Genomic DNA, 12,996 nt, shown 5'->3' on the forward strand with positions numbered 1-12,996 from the left:
TCGCGGCCAGCTAGGCTTAAGACATGACTGTGAAGACTCCCTTGGACGCTAAGCCTTGCCACGATCGAAATGAGTGGGACGCAGCTGTAGACGCCCAAGGCGGCCATCCCATGCAGCTTTGGGGATGGGGTGAGTCAAAAGCACAGCATGGCTGGCGAGCTGAGCGACTGCTGGTCCGTGACGGGGCGGATTTGGTCGGGTCAGCACAAGTCTTGTACCGAAGCTTGCCCTTTCCGTTCCGGTCGCTTGCCTATATTCCTCGCGGTCCTCAGGCAGAGCTGAGCCGGCTAGCTGAAGTGCTTTCCGCCATCGAATCGGTGGTGAAGCGAAGCGGTGCAGTGGTCCTCACCGCCGAACCAGATTGGGAGTCGACCGATCCGGCGTTGTCCGTGTTGTCGGCTAGCGGCTGGCAAAAAGCGGCTACCCAGATTCTGATACCCCGTACCCTTATTCTCGATCTGAATCGCAGCGACGAGGAACTGTTCGCCGCAATGACCAAAAAAACCCGGCAATACATTCGGAAGTCGGGCCGTGAGGAGCTTGACTTCCGCCTGGTCGAGCAAGCAGAGCTGAAACAGTGCCTTGAGGTGTATCAGCAGACCGCCCAGCGAGCGGCTTTTAACATCCACCAAGATGCCTATTATCTAGATATTTTTGAGAATTTAGCCGCGCGTTCGCCAGTCTTTGGGGCTTTTAAAGGGGACCGGGTGGTCGCCTTCCTCTGGTTGGCGCACAGCGCCGATACGGCTTTCGAGCTTTACGGTGGAATGACCGATGAAGGCTCGCAGCTACGAGCTAATTACGCACTTAAGTGGACAGCGATCCAAGCCATGCGCGAGCGCGGTGTACATCGCTATGACTTCAATGGCTTACTTAACGACGGCGTCTCACAGTTCAAATTCGGTTTCGCGGATCATGAAAACTTGCTGGTGGGCAGCTGGGATAAACCTCTTTCAGCTTTCTACCCGTTTTATGCCAAAGCCCTGCCGATGGCGCGAAAAGGACTACGAAAGTTCAGCAGTCTACTCAAACGGTAGACGAGAGCGCTGTGGTTACCGCGAAGGCAGTGCATCCTTGCTGGGAGTGCAGCAAAACCGGGCTCTCCGCCGCGGCAATAAAGGCGCTTTCACCATGTGCCAGGGCTAGATCGCCACGGGGTGAGTCGAGGAATGCGGCTCCCTCCGTGATCAGCACCAGCACAGGGCCATGTTGAGCGAGCGGCACTGGTTCTGTGCCAGCCTGGATGGTGATCCGTTGCAGTTGAAATTCGTTGAAACCGGGGATGTAAAGTTCTTGCCCCAGGGCTGTGCTGCTTGCAGTCACCTCGGGAGCTGGCAGTTCATGAAAGTCGACGATGCGCAGCAACTCAGGGATATCGACGAATTTCGTGGTTAGCCCGCCACGCAAGACATTGTCCGAGCTAGCCATTACCTCGATGCCCAGACCGTTCAGATAGGCGTGTACGTTCCCCGCTGGCATCGAAAGGCATTCACCCGGGGATAGCTTGACCCGGTTGAGCAGCAGCGAAATTAGCACTCCCGGGTCACCCGGGAATTGCTCGTTTAGCTCTAACAGGGTGTCAAACTCTCGTTCAAACGGCTGCTTGGACACCCCTGACCGCAATAGTGTCACCGACCAGTTAACCGCGGCTGTGGTGGTTTCGGCACCGTTAATCAGCAGTTCAAAAGCGTCGCGCAAGGCCGCTGAACTGTCGGTATTCAGCAAACAGTTAATGACCTGGCTGAGCAGCGCTGGGAAGCCGCCGGAGTCGGAATCTGACCGCTCCGCTAAGTGCCGAAAAATGGCGAGTGTTTCGGTGACGGGACGAAAACCGCAGAGCGCATCGAAGGGGGTAAGCGCGAAGATCATTTCAGGTTTGTGATTATCGTCTTTGTAGTTGCGGTTCTCGGCGTCGCGCGGAATTCCCGCCGCATCTTCGGCCTGGAAGCCCTCAGCAGCCTGAGCCAGGGTTGGATGAACCTGCAAAGACAGTGCCTTATCCGCGGCAAGCACCTTGAGCAGGAAAGGCAGCCGATCGCCAAAGGCCGCCCGCGAATCTGTGCCCAGGGTCTGCTCCGGGTCCTGGTCGATCAGCTCGTTCAGCGGCACGCTATGGCCCTCGCTGAGCACCATGGACGGCGCACCCAGATGAGCGCCGATCCAGAGTTCTGCCTCCGGGCCACCGCTTGGCTTTCGTCCGAGCAATCCAGCGATCGCGTTAAGCGAACCCCAGGGGTAGGGGCGAATCGTGTTGCTGAGTTTATACATGGCGTCCTAACTGGGGGTGCAGTTGCCGTTATTGGCGAGCAGGCTGATCAGCTCGGCCTGATTTCCATTCACCGCTAATTGCTGCAAATACTCCTTGGTCAGCTGCGGAGCCTGGGTTTTTGGTGCTTGCTGGGCAGGTGGGTTCACCGTGGCAGGCTTCGCTGCGGGTGGCTTGGCAGCCGAGCTGGCCGGAGTCTGATCTGCGTCGTTGGCCGCCGTGGCACTACTCGGCGCAGCAGTCTTGCCAGCGATTAAGTCCTTGACCTTCTGATGAATAACAGCAAAATCGGGGTTGGTGGAGAACTGGATGTCGAAATCCGGTGGCCCGATCGTCAACCTTTCCAGTGGATGAGACTTTGCCTTAATCGCCAGATCGAGGAAGCTGCCCAGCTGCTGTTGCGGAATATCGGATTCGATGACCTTGGCCCCCGCGCTGGCAATAGCATCGAATTTGGTCAGCACTGTGGCTGGGTCCATCTGCTTCAGAATAGCCTGCTGAATGCATTGCTGACGCTGACTACGAGCATAGTCATTGACCCATTCGCGGGATCTTGCGTACCACAGCGCCTGCTGGCCATTGAGGGTTTGCTGGCCTGGCGCAATCCAACCCTCGGGGGCTAGATGTCCGCCATCGGCGGTGGCTGCACCGCTAATGGGCACCCAACCACCGGCGTTAATCTTAACGCCGCCAAGAGCGTCTACCAGCTGAGCAAAGCCAGCCATATCTACTAATAGATAACCCTGAATGGTCAACCCTAGAGTGCCCCCAGCGGCGTCCATCATGGCCTGGGCGCCGGGATCGGCCTCACCGGGGTAGAGCTTTGAATATTTTTCGGTGACCTCGGTGTAGAGGAAATTAATAATGCAGTCATCGCCACAGTTATAGCCGTCGGGGTAAATCTGTCGCATCGGCGACTTGGGGCTGAACTGTGCGTTCTGCAGATTTCGTGGAATAGAAATGGTTACGGATTGGCCCGTATTGGCGTCGACGCTAATGACGATAATGCTGTCCGGGCGTCGACCGATCCGGTCAGCGCCGGCATCGCCGCCCATCACCAGGAAGTTATACCGGCCGTCCACCGGGGCCATATCCGGTCCGCTGGCAAAAATGTTTCCAATCGCGCTACGACCCGAGTTGACCAACCAGGCGACGTAGCCGAGTCCACCTGAGGTGATGACCATCAACACCACCACTGCGGCGGGGATCACCGCCCGTAACCCTGGGGCCAGCATCACGGGGCGGATGATGCGCAGCGTGTCGATAAAGATCACCGCCCACCCGATGGCCAGGGCGATAAGCATCACGATGAGCAGCAGCGAGACGATCGGGTTGACTAGTAAGTTGACGAATTGGGAGCGGGAAAACAAGAAAAAGAGAACCGCCAGGATAACCAGAACCCAGATCGCTATGGTGATTCTCAGTGCGATCCTGCCCAGCCTGCGATTGCCGGCGACCAATTGGGCGCTACCGGGCACGAACAGGCTGAGGATCAAGAGTAGGAAGGCGCGTTTAGTGCGCATGGGGGCGTTTGCCGATTGTGGATAACGCACCGGATTGGTCAGAACGGCCGGTCGGTTGGAAGCCTTCGTGGTTTTAGGTGAGCTGAAACTCATAGGCTGCCTTCCTTCGCAGCGACGCTGCCCGGGAAACTTTCGCCGACTCGGCTGCGGAGCGCACTGCCCTTCTGCTCCGCCTGGGCCTTGAGTTCAACGGCGAAGGATTCAAGCGCGGCGCGTAGCTTTTCGGCCAGTGGATCAGCCCCTGCGGCCAAGATCCTGACCGCGAGCAGGCCCGCGTTCCTTGCTCCGGCGATCGAAACCGTTGCCACCGGCACACCCGCGGGCATCTGTACAATTGATAGCAGCGAGTCCATACCATCAAGGGTCTTTAGCGGTACCGGCACACCAATGACTGGTAATGGCGTCACCGAGGCCAACATGCCCGGTAAATGGGCGGCTCCGCCTGCCCCGGCAATCAGCACCCGCAAACCACGTTTGGCCGCGTTTTGGCCGTAGTCGATCATTTGCACTGGCATCCGATGTGCCGAGACCACATCGGCTTCGAACGGGATGCCGAATTCTTCGAGAGCCTCGGCAGCGGCTTGCATAACCGGCCAGTCCGAGTCGGAACCCATCACCAGGCCAACCAGCGCCTGCCGTGCTTGGTCTTGTTTTTGTGTGCTCATCAGAGGCCTTTCTGCTGCGATCAGCGAGGGGTCGGATTTACTGCCGTGCTGCCATCCCGAATGATTCGGGCGGCGCGTTCAGCTCGCTGTCGTTGCGCGTCGAGAGACTCGCCCTGCTTAGCTAGAGCGTTCACATGAGCCACTTTCCGGCCCGGCCGGACGGATTTACCATAGCCGTGGAATTTAACCGCTGGTTCGCTGCTCAAAGCGGTCGGAAGCGCGGCAGCTAGGTCATGGTTACTGCCGCCGAGAATGTTTTTCATCACGGTACGGCAGAGCAGCTGCGGATCTCCGAGCGGCAGATCAAGCACGGCGCGTAGATGCTGCTCGAACTGGCCGGTGAGGGCGCCGTCCATACTCCAATGACCAGAGTTATGTGGCCGCATTGCCAGCTCATTGATCAGAAAACCCGGTCCCAGGCCCGGAGTTTCGAATAATTCCACCGCCATCACGCCGGTCACCCCCAGCTCCTCGGCAATCTCTAAGGCAGCATTCTGAGCGGCCACCGCCACTCGCTCATCAAGTTCAGGGGCTGGTGCGATCACCTCATCGCACACCCCATCGAGCTGATTGGATTGCACCACCGACCAGGCCCGGGCCTCGCCGCTGGGGCGTCGCGCCACCAGCGCGGAAAGCTCGCGGCTGAAATCCACCTTCTGTTCCACCAACAGCGGGGTCATGGCGGCAAACCAGTCGGCGCTTTCAATGGCCTGTTCGGGGTTTTGCACCACTCGGACCCCCTTGCCGTCATAACCGCCGCGAGGCGTTTTGAGTACCACCGGCCAGCCATGCTTATCGGCAAAGGCGATCAACTCCGCCGGCGAGGAAACCGCTGCCCACGCCGGATTCGGTAACCCAAGCCGTTCCACCGCGGCCCGCATCACCAATTTGTCCTGAGCGTGCTGTAGAGCTTCGGGGCCCGGCTGAACGTTGACCCCCTCGCTAATCAGGGTCCGCAGGTGCTCGGTCGGTACGTGCTCGTGGTCGAAGGTCAGCACGTCAACGCCTTGGGCGAAGTCACGTAGCGTCTCCAGGTCGCGATAATCGCCGACCGGAGCGTAGCGAGCGGCGCTCACCGCGGAGACGTCATCACCCTCGGCAAGTATCCGCAGCTCGAAGCCAAGCTCGACTGCGACCGGAACCATCATGCGAGCAAGCTGGCCGCCGCCCACCACACCAATCACTGGAAAAGTCACAAGGTCAAGAGTACCGATTGACTGACAACGATGCTTTTTCCGGCGCGGCGAACAGCAGAGCCATCAAGTTTTCACAGCGGAGTCAGGGTGTCGCCGGCGAAAAATTCGGAGAGCTCGTTAAACCAGGTAAAGTGGCAGGTTAGGCAAAGATCGAGCGGTCGACGAGGCAGCGCTGTCCGCAATAAGTCTCATCGGCAACTCGCTGGAGGAATCAATAGTGCAGTCAGTTTTTCAACGAGCAGTTGGCTTAATTCAGCTGCTATGGCGCGAAGTCGCCAAATTTGGCGTCGTCGGCGGGCTTGGCTGGGTAATTGATAACGGCCTTTTCTTCATTCTGGCCCACGGCATTCTCTCTGACGGAACTATTAAAGCAAGAGTCGTCTCCTCCAGCATTGCCATTCTGTTCTCCTGGTTCGCCAATCGTTATTGGACCTTCCGGCACCGACGGGGCAATAAGCCGTGGCGTGAGTTCTTCCTCTTTATTGTGATGAGTCTGATGGGGCTCGGCATCGCAGTAGGCTGCCAGTACATCTCCCGCTATGTGCTGGGATTCCAGACGGTCACCGCTGACTTTATCGCCGGTGGCGTGATTGGCCTGATACTGGGCACCATCTTCAGGTTCCTGACGTATCGTTTCTTTGTCTTCACTGAAGAGCTCGATGCTGAACCGGAGTATGCGGGCGATCACGCCCTGGTGGAAGCGCCGCAGAAGAAGGCCTCGGCAACGCAGCCGGAACGCAATCCGGTGTCCTAGCTCAGCGCAGCCTGGCCGCTTCCGAACTGAGCAAGCTAGCGGTCAACAGACTCCGATGCTCGGCAAGCACTAGGGAACCCGCCGATTGCCAAATCCCTAATGCCGTCGTTGCCACCGCTGACAGGCCGACGGTCGAGTCGAGGGCAATGCGATCCGCTTGCGAGTATTCCTGACGAAGTTCGGAAAGCTGCTGATACTCGCACTGAAGTTCGCCAATGCTCAAGGCGAGCTGGCTTTCGGCCGGGTCGTCAAAACGTTCGAAGCTATCGGCGAACATCCTGACTTCAGCCGCGTAATCGCGAACCTGGGGGCCCAGTTCACCGTCCCAGCGCAGCGCTAAGGCGGCGAGCGAAACAGCAATGGCCGGGCGCTGGTCCAGCTCAAGGCGCTGCTGATCGGAGCTCGCCAGCAGTGTTCCGCCTTGGGCGGAGGTCACTGTGCCGCCTGCAGCTAGGGCACCCAACAGGATGCAGAGGGACTTCCAGTGCGCTGGCAAGTCCAGGCTGAGGCTCATCCCAGGACCGAAGTCGAACTCGTCGACCAGAAAGTTAGCAGTTTTTGCGACCCAGTTGTCCAAAACCTTGCCGGAGAGCTCAATGCGTTCCCCAGTGCTGCCGTACCAGGTTAGCCGCGGCGAAGCGGGATTCACCCGACGAAAATCGGCTAGCAGAGTGTCGATGCTGGTAATGATGTTTTGCTCTCTTCCAAATCTGTCGGGAGCGTTTCCCGGTGCTCGGTGGAGCTGCGGCTTAGGACGCAGTGGGGAATCCCAGGATACGTGCTCTCAGCGGCATTAGCTTCGGTGCGTCTTGCGCGCGGGATTTGCCTCGAAGCTTGGTTCAGTCGATGAATCAGAATAAAGAAAAGATTCCGGAGCCCAACACGCCGCATCCTTTCGTTAAATCCCGGGCGTGGCGATCCTGAGAATTCCCCCCCAAACTGGCTAAAATTCCCGTCCCGCACTTGACGAGCATCGTATTACACCGTTGTAATTAGAAGACGAAGCTGCAGCAGTAGAACCTGTATTAGCGAGATACCAAGCAAGACCAAAGCAACACAGCTGCGGCACGACCAGGAGGACCAGCATGGGGCAAGCGGAGCGTAGTGAAATCACTCCGGATGGGCAGGTCACCGGATTCGATGATGAATCCGCGATCGCCGCGCAAGCGGCTGCGGTTTACCGTTCACGCGGTGTGCCGAGTGACTGGTTTGTCGATCCGGCCGACCCCTCAGCGGCTGAACGATATCGTGCAGCCGAAGAGAACTCGCTGGAAGATACGGCCACCGCCTTCTTAGCGGCTCATGAAGCTCTGGCCGGCAGTGAGCAGAGCAGCACCGAGATTTGGGCGGCGGAACCAGAACTCGATCTCAGCAAGTCGAGCCAGAGCCAGGCCATTTGGATTGGCCTACCAGGGATTGCCGTCGGTGACCCTGCCGATGAGGGCGAGTTGGGTTGGCAAGCCGACGCACTCTGTGCCCAAACTGACCCGGAAGCCTTTTTCCCGGAAAAGGGTGGTTCAACTAGGGATGCCAAGAAGGTGTGCGGCTCTTGCAACGTGCGCTCCCAATGCTTGGAATACGCCTTATCAAATGATGAACGATTCGGTATCTGGGGCGGCCTCTCAGAACGAGAGCGACGCCGGTTACGGAAGCGAGCGGTCTAATTTCTGAATCTATTCGCGTCACAGCCGTTGTGGTTTCCCACAACGGCTTGTCGTATTTACCCCGCACTCTCAAAGCGATTGAGGCTCAGCGCCGAGCGGCTGACCGGGTCCTCGGTGTCGATTCGAGTAACGGCGATGCCGCGGCGAAGCTGCTTCAGGATTCGCTAGGCGCGGCACAGGTGCTCACCCTGGGATCGCGAAGCGCCGGTGGCTTCGGCTCAGCTGTGAATGCGGTACTGGATCGGCTAGATAAACCGCCAGCGGCTCCGGAAACCGAGTTTCTCTGGCTTTTGCATGACGACTCGGCTCCTGAGCCGGAGGCGCTCGCAGAACTACTCAAAGCCGTGGAGCGCGCCCCCTCAGTCACCATCGCAGGCTGTAAACAGCTCGACTGGGACGATCCGCGAAGTTTGATTGACGTGGGTTTGAGTACCTCCCGATGGGGAGAGCGACTCACCATGATCGAAAACGACGAGCAGGACCAAGGCCAATACGACGGCCGAAGCGACATTTTCGCTGTCAATTCTGCGGGCATCCTGATCAGACGTGATGTCTGGCAAGCGCTGGGTGGTTTCGATCCGGCGCTGCCCGGGGTGGGCGATGACGTCGACCTCTGCTGGCGCAACCGGCTTGCTGGGCATCGCGTGGTGGTGGTGCCCGCCGCCAAGATGCTTCATCAGCGAAACCGACCTGGGACAAATAACACCCTGCAAGCGGCCCGTAAGGCTGAGATTCATCTACGGCTTAAGCACGCACCTTGGTGGCAGGTTCCTTTCCTCTGGATTGGTGCGCTGCTAGGCGGTTTCTATCGTCTTTTGACGGGGATCTTATTCAAGGATCCGGGGCACGGCTTCCGTCAGCTCTTGGCCACCTTTGCGGCCTTGTTCCGGCCTGGAGCGTTCTTTCGCGGCAGGTCGGTGGCAAACCGTAGTCGGCGGGTTTCCCGTTCAGTGATTCAGGGTCTTCAGGTTAGCGGGCCGGAGGTGCGAAGTTATCGCCGTGCCCTGCTGGAGTCGCTGATCGGGGATGCTGGTGATGCTGAGGACCAATCGGTCGAGCAGACCGAGTACATTCCCTCCGGTGATGCCACCGACGATTTTGCTGCCTTAGCCACTTCTAAGCGATTGTGGGTAGGTACTGGGGCAGTTGTTTCGGTATTGCTGCTTGCAGCGCTTTCCTTTGTCGTATTGTTCAGATTCATCGGTGCAGAGGCATTGCGTGGTGGTGCTTTGTTGCCGCTTTCCGATCGGTTGGCTGACATCTGGCACAATGCCACCGGCTGGTGGATCAACCTGGGTGCGGGCTGGCCCGGGCACGGTGAACCCTTCGACCTAGTGCTTTGGCTCTTGGGCGTATTTGGCCTCGGGAACGGCTCCAACGCCGTTGTCTGGTTGGTGCTGCTCGCGCTGCCATTGGCAGGACTGGGTGCCTGGTTCTGCGCTGGCGCATTGAGCAAGAGTCGCTGGCCGCGGTTTCTGGCTGCACTGATCTGGGCTGGCGCGCCGGTACTACTGATTTCCTTGGGCCAAGGGCGGCTGGGCGGCTTGATCGCTCATATTCTGATTCCCTGGGTATTTCTTGGCTTTATTCGTGCAATGGGCGCTGCACTGCCGAAGCATTCTGCGGATCCGGCCAATACCGCTGCCTTGCCCTTGAGTAGAGAAGGGGCCAGGGAGCGGGTCTCCTGGACTGCCGCTGCTGCCACCGGCCTGGCGCTCGCTTTCGTTACCGCCAGCGCGCCCAGTTTATTGCCGCTAGCTGTGCTGTTGGTGATCGGATTGATGATCTTCGGCGGTCGACGGGCGCGCACCTTGTGGTGGACCTTGCTGCCAACCGCGGCACTCTTCCTGCCCTTTATCCTCTCCACCCTTGATCGTCCGCGAGCTATTCTCAGCGACCCCGGTGTGCCGCTGAGTTTCAATAACGCACCGAGTTGGTTGCAGCTACTCGGTCAGCCGGAAACCATTGATGCCAACGCTGCGCTGAGCGGTCTCGGCTGGTTGCCGAGCGGATTCCCCTGGGCCTGGCTTTTCGCCATTGTTATTGGCGGCCCGCTGGTCCTACTGGCATTCGCCGCTTTGGTCTGGCCCAAGCGTCGTCCGGTCGCTGTGCGGGTGCTTTGGGGTGTGGCAATCCTTGCCATTGCGCTCGGTTACGCCAGCAGTCTGATTGCCACCGCAGTCGGTGAGCGTGAACTCGTCACTCCGTTTAGCGGCCCGGCAGTTTCAGTACTGGTATTCGCCCTCCTTGGTGCCGCCATGATCGGCTTGGACGGCGTACAGCGCTGGCGTTTAGCAGAGCAGTCTGAGCGTCGGCTGCCGCGTACCGTCGCCGGCGTGCTGACCGTGCTGCTCATCCTTTCTCCGATTTTGTCGTTGGGGCTTTGGACGGCTCAAAACTTCGCCGGCTCGTTGAGCGTGCAGGCTGGAAGTGCGCATAGCCTACCCGCCACCGCCACCGATCGAGGGTTAGGGCCGGATCAGAGTCGTTCCCTGGTGATCACCATCACTCCGGACGGTAGCTACACGGCCAGCCTGATGCGCGGCAGCGGCACCACCCTGGATGCACTATCCACAATCGCTCAGGCGCAGGGCATTAGCGGGCTGCCAGGAGCAGAAACTGTCGGCCAAGATGATTTGGTTGCTGCTGCGGTGCGCAATGCGGTAGCGGCCGTGGTGGCCGGCACCGGCGTCAACCCCGGACCGCAGCTGAACGATCTCGGTGTCGGGTTCGTGGTGCTGCGGAAGGGCGATACCTCGGCTGAGTTGCTCGCCAGCCAGATCGATGCGGTACCTGGCCTAGCCACTGTGGGACCGACCGATCAGGGTTGGCTATGGCGGGTCGCCCCAGTGCTGGCGAAGGGAGCCGATGCTCAGCAGGCAGGCTCAAGTGCGATTAGTCGAGTGCGGATCGATGACGGTAAGGGCGGGGTTCTTGGCTATCTGCCCTCCAGCCAGAACGACGTCAACACCTCGATTAGTGCCGGGCCGGAAGGTCGGTTGCTAGTGCTGGCAGAGCGTGCGGATCCGGGCTGGAGTGCTTGGCTGAACGGGAAGAAGCTGAACTCTTCGGCAGCCCCGACCAGCGCAGCGTGGGCTCAGGCCTTCGAATTACCAGCTGCCGGCGGCAGCTTAGAAGTCCGCTACCAGCAGCCCTGGGCGCCGCTGTGGTCAATCGTGCAACTCGTGGTGATCGCGTTGACGGTGCTGCTGGCTATTCCGATGCCAGCCAGCCGAGGCCGGGCGGGCCAGGCTAAGGCGCTGCGGTTGGCGGCAGCACGTCGGCAGCAACGCAGCATGAGGAAATCCGTAGAGGACGATGATGAGTCGAGCTAAGAAGAACCACTCTCGAAGCGGATTGCTGGTGGGGGTGCTCAGCGGAGTTGGCATTGCCGTGGTGGCGGGTGCCTTGGTGGGGGCGGGCACGGTGTTCCCCGGTCCGGCCGCTAGTAAACCTTTGCAAGCCGGTTCAGCACAGCTGCCAGCGGGACAGACCGTGGCCAATTGTTTGGGCCCTGCGCAGCTACTGCAGGGCACTGGCAATGGCACCGATCCGCAGTTCTCACCCGCTTCGGCCACTGCGAAGAACCAGATCACCGCCCTGGTGGGCAGCAACGATCAAGCGGTGTTGCCCAATGGGGTGCTCGCGCCCTTGAGTGCTGATGCTTCAGCTAGCGCGTTGGCGACCATTTCTAGCCAGCCCAGCAGCGTCCCGAGCCCGAGCCCGGGTGCAGCTCCGGCGCAGCCCAAGGCAGCAGCGCTGCCGGCCAAGGAAGTAAATTCTTCATCGGTGCTGCGCGTCGATCCGCTCAACGATCGTCGGACTCCGGCCGCCGCGGTGCAGCTCTTCAGCGCTTCGGACGGCGATTTGCAGGGGCTGGCAGGTTCCAGCTGTCAACCGCCTGCGAATGAACTCTGGTTGGTCGGTGGGAATACCCAGGTCGGCCGCACCGCCATCTTGAACATCTCAAACTCATCGAGCACGCCTGCGACGGTGAATCTGGATCTCTTCGGTGCGGCCGGGCAGATTCAAAGCTCGGGGGCTCGTGGCTTGCTCGTCGCCCCGGGCGCAAGTCGAGCCATTGTGCTGGCGGGATTGGCGCCGGATCAGAAGAACCTTGCGGTCCACCTGCGCTCGAGCGGCGGGCCGGTCAGTGCGACTATCCAACAGTCGGTGCTGCGTGGTCTGACCGCCGGTGGGGTGGAGAACCTGACCCCGGTGGCGGCTCCCAGCCAGCGCCAGGTGATCACCGGGATTCAAACATTGGCTCCGGCGCTGGCGGCTCAGATTTCCGGACAAGCTGATTATCAGGATGCCCAGACCAGCCTCCAAGTGGCAGTACCGGGCAGCAGCGATACGGTTGTGCAAGTGAAAGTCTATGGTCAGAGTGGTCCGGTCGCTTTGCCCAATGGTGGAGTGCTGACGGCAAAAGCCGGTTCGGTGACAGAGCTGCCGTTGAGCGGCCTGGCCGCTGGAAACTACACGGTAGATCTCAGCTCGGAAGCACAGGTTACCGCCTCGGTGCGCAGTGTGAACGGCACTAAAGTTGCCGCACCGATCGATTTGGCCAGCGCCCCGGCGGCTAGCAAAATCACCGACAATCAAATGATCGTGCTGCCTTCCGGAGCGAGTAGCAAGCTCAGCTTCAGCGCACCGACGGGAGCGGCAACGCTGTCTCTGGTGCCGGTGAAGAGCGATGGTAGCCTGCTGCCGGCCAAGGCGCTTCAGTTGAGGACCGCGACTACAGTGATCATCGATCCGGCAACCCTGGCCGGAAGTGCGGTGGTGGGCTTTCTCGCCTCATCCAGCGGCGAGGCCTACGGTGCACAATTGCTAAGCCAGAGCGGCGGCGTCGGACTCACCGTGCTGAGTATTCCGCGCAGCGTGGTGAGCCAGCCGAACAGCGAAATCGCACTGGGGTATTAGTA

General features: G+C 59.8%; 10 protein-coding genes. 5 read left to right on the forward strand and 5 right to left on the reverse strand.

Translation table 11 applies throughout. The annotated features are described in order from the left end of the window. Window positions 1-23 precede the first annotated feature (23 nt). Window positions 24-1,037, forward strand: a complete 1,014-nt coding sequence (locus UM93_RS00540) for a lipid II:glycine glycyltransferase FemX (protein WP_045073014.1) — start codon at window positions 24-26, stop codon at window positions 1,035-1,037. On the opposite strand, the gene manA is transcribed toward UM93_RS00540, so the two are convergent. The 4 genes from manA to UM93_RS00560 are packed head-to-tail and all read right to left on the reverse strand — an operon-like array spanning window position 1,027 to window position 5,650. After that, the gene (manA, locus tag UM93_RS00545) at window positions 1,027-2,268 is read right to left on the reverse strand and encodes a mannose-6-phosphate isomerase, class I (RefSeq protein ID WP_045073016.1); all 1,242 of its coding nucleotides are present in this window, start codon (window positions 2,266-2,268) and stop codon (window positions 1,027-1,029) included. The two genes, UM93_RS00540 and manA, sit on opposite strands and share 11 nt — an antisense overlap. Before the next feature lie 6 nt (window positions 2,269-2,274). Further along, complete coding sequence (locus UM93_RS00550) at window positions 2,275-3,882, reverse strand: LCP family glycopolymer transferase (RefSeq protein WP_045073017.1); 1,608 nt, start codon at window positions 3,880-3,882, stop codon at window positions 2,275-2,277. Further along, on the reverse strand, window positions 3,879-4,454 hold the full coding sequence (gene purE, locus UM93_RS00555; protein ID WP_045073019.1) for a 5-(carboxyamino)imidazole ribonucleotide mutase: 576 nt from the start codon (window positions 4,452-4,454) through the stop codon (window positions 3,879-3,881). The genes UM93_RS00550 and purE overlap by 4 nt, the downstream gene beginning before the upstream one ends. Before the next feature lie 20 nt (window positions 4,455-4,474). Next, on the reverse strand, window positions 4,475-5,650 hold the full coding sequence (locus UM93_RS00560) for a 5-(carboxyamino)imidazole ribonucleotide synthase (protein WP_045073022.1): 1,176 nt from the start codon (window positions 5,648-5,650) through the stop codon (window positions 4,475-4,477). 217 nt (window positions 5,651-5,867) lie between these two features. Here UM93_RS00560 and UM93_RS00565 point away from each other — a divergent pair, with 217 nt between their 5' ends. Then, complete coding sequence (locus tag UM93_RS00565; protein ID WP_234399345.1) at window positions 5,868-6,404, forward strand: GtrA family protein; 537 nt, start codon at window positions 5,868-5,870, stop codon at window positions 6,402-6,404. 1 nt (window position 6,405) lies between these two features. On the opposite strand, the gene UM93_RS00570 is transcribed toward UM93_RS00565, so the two are convergent. Then, complete coding sequence (locus tag UM93_RS00570) at window positions 6,406-7,164, reverse strand: TIGR03089 family protein (protein WP_082056946.1); 759 nt, start codon at window positions 7,162-7,164, stop codon at window positions 6,406-6,408. Window positions 7,165-7,489: 325 nt separating this feature from the next. Between UM93_RS00570 and UM93_RS17370 the strand changes: the two genes are divergently transcribed. The 3 genes from UM93_RS17370 to UM93_RS00585 are packed head-to-tail and all read left to right on the forward strand — an operon-like array spanning window position 7,490 to window position 12,994. Next, entirely contained in the window at window positions 7,490-8,068 is a 579-nt protein-coding gene (locus UM93_RS17370) for a WhiB family transcriptional regulator (protein ID WP_082056947.1), read from the forward strand. A gap of 29 nt (window positions 8,069-8,097) precedes the next feature. Next, window positions 8,098-11,403: a glycosyltransferase gene (locus tag UM93_RS00580; RefSeq protein WP_234399346.1), complete on the forward strand. Its 3,306-nt coding sequence runs from the start codon at window positions 8,098-8,100 to the stop codon at window positions 11,401-11,403. Then, the gene (locus UM93_RS00585) at window positions 11,387-12,994 is read left to right on the forward strand and encodes a DUF5719 family protein (protein ID WP_045073031.1); all 1,608 of its coding nucleotides are present in this window, start codon (window positions 11,387-11,389) and stop codon (window positions 12,992-12,994) included. The genes UM93_RS00580 and UM93_RS00585 overlap by 17 nt, the downstream gene beginning before the upstream one ends. Window positions 12,995-12,996 lie beyond the last annotated feature (2 nt).

This window comes from Psychromicrobium lacuslunae, from assembly GCF_000950575.1.
In the GTDB taxonomy this organism is placed as follows: domain Bacteria; phylum Actinomycetota; class Actinomycetes; order Actinomycetales; family Micrococcaceae; genus Renibacterium; species Renibacterium lacuslunae.

Coding starts and splice junctions, on each gene's coding strand:
- UM93_RS00540 (WP_045073014.1), top strand. CDS start 24: ATGACTGTGAAGACTCCCTTGGACGCTAAGCCTTGCCACGATCGAAAT.
- manA (WP_045073016.1), bottom strand. CDS start 2,268: ATGTATAAACTCAGCAACACGATTCGCCCCTACCCCTGGGGTTCGCTT.
- UM93_RS00550 (WP_045073017.1), bottom strand. CDS start 3,882: ATGAGTTTCAGCTCACCTAAAACCACGAAGGCTTCCAACCGACCGGCC.
- purE (WP_045073019.1), bottom strand. CDS start 4,454: ATGAGCACACAAAAACAAGACCAAGCACGGCAGGCGCTGGTTGGCCTG.
- UM93_RS17370 (WP_082056947.1), top strand. CDS start 7,490: ATGGGGCAAGCGGAGCGTAGTGAAATCACTCCGGATGGGCAGGTCACC.
- UM93_RS00585 (WP_045073031.1), top strand. CDS start 11,387: ATGATGAGTCGAGCTAAGAAGAACCACTCTCGAAGCGGATTGCTGGTG.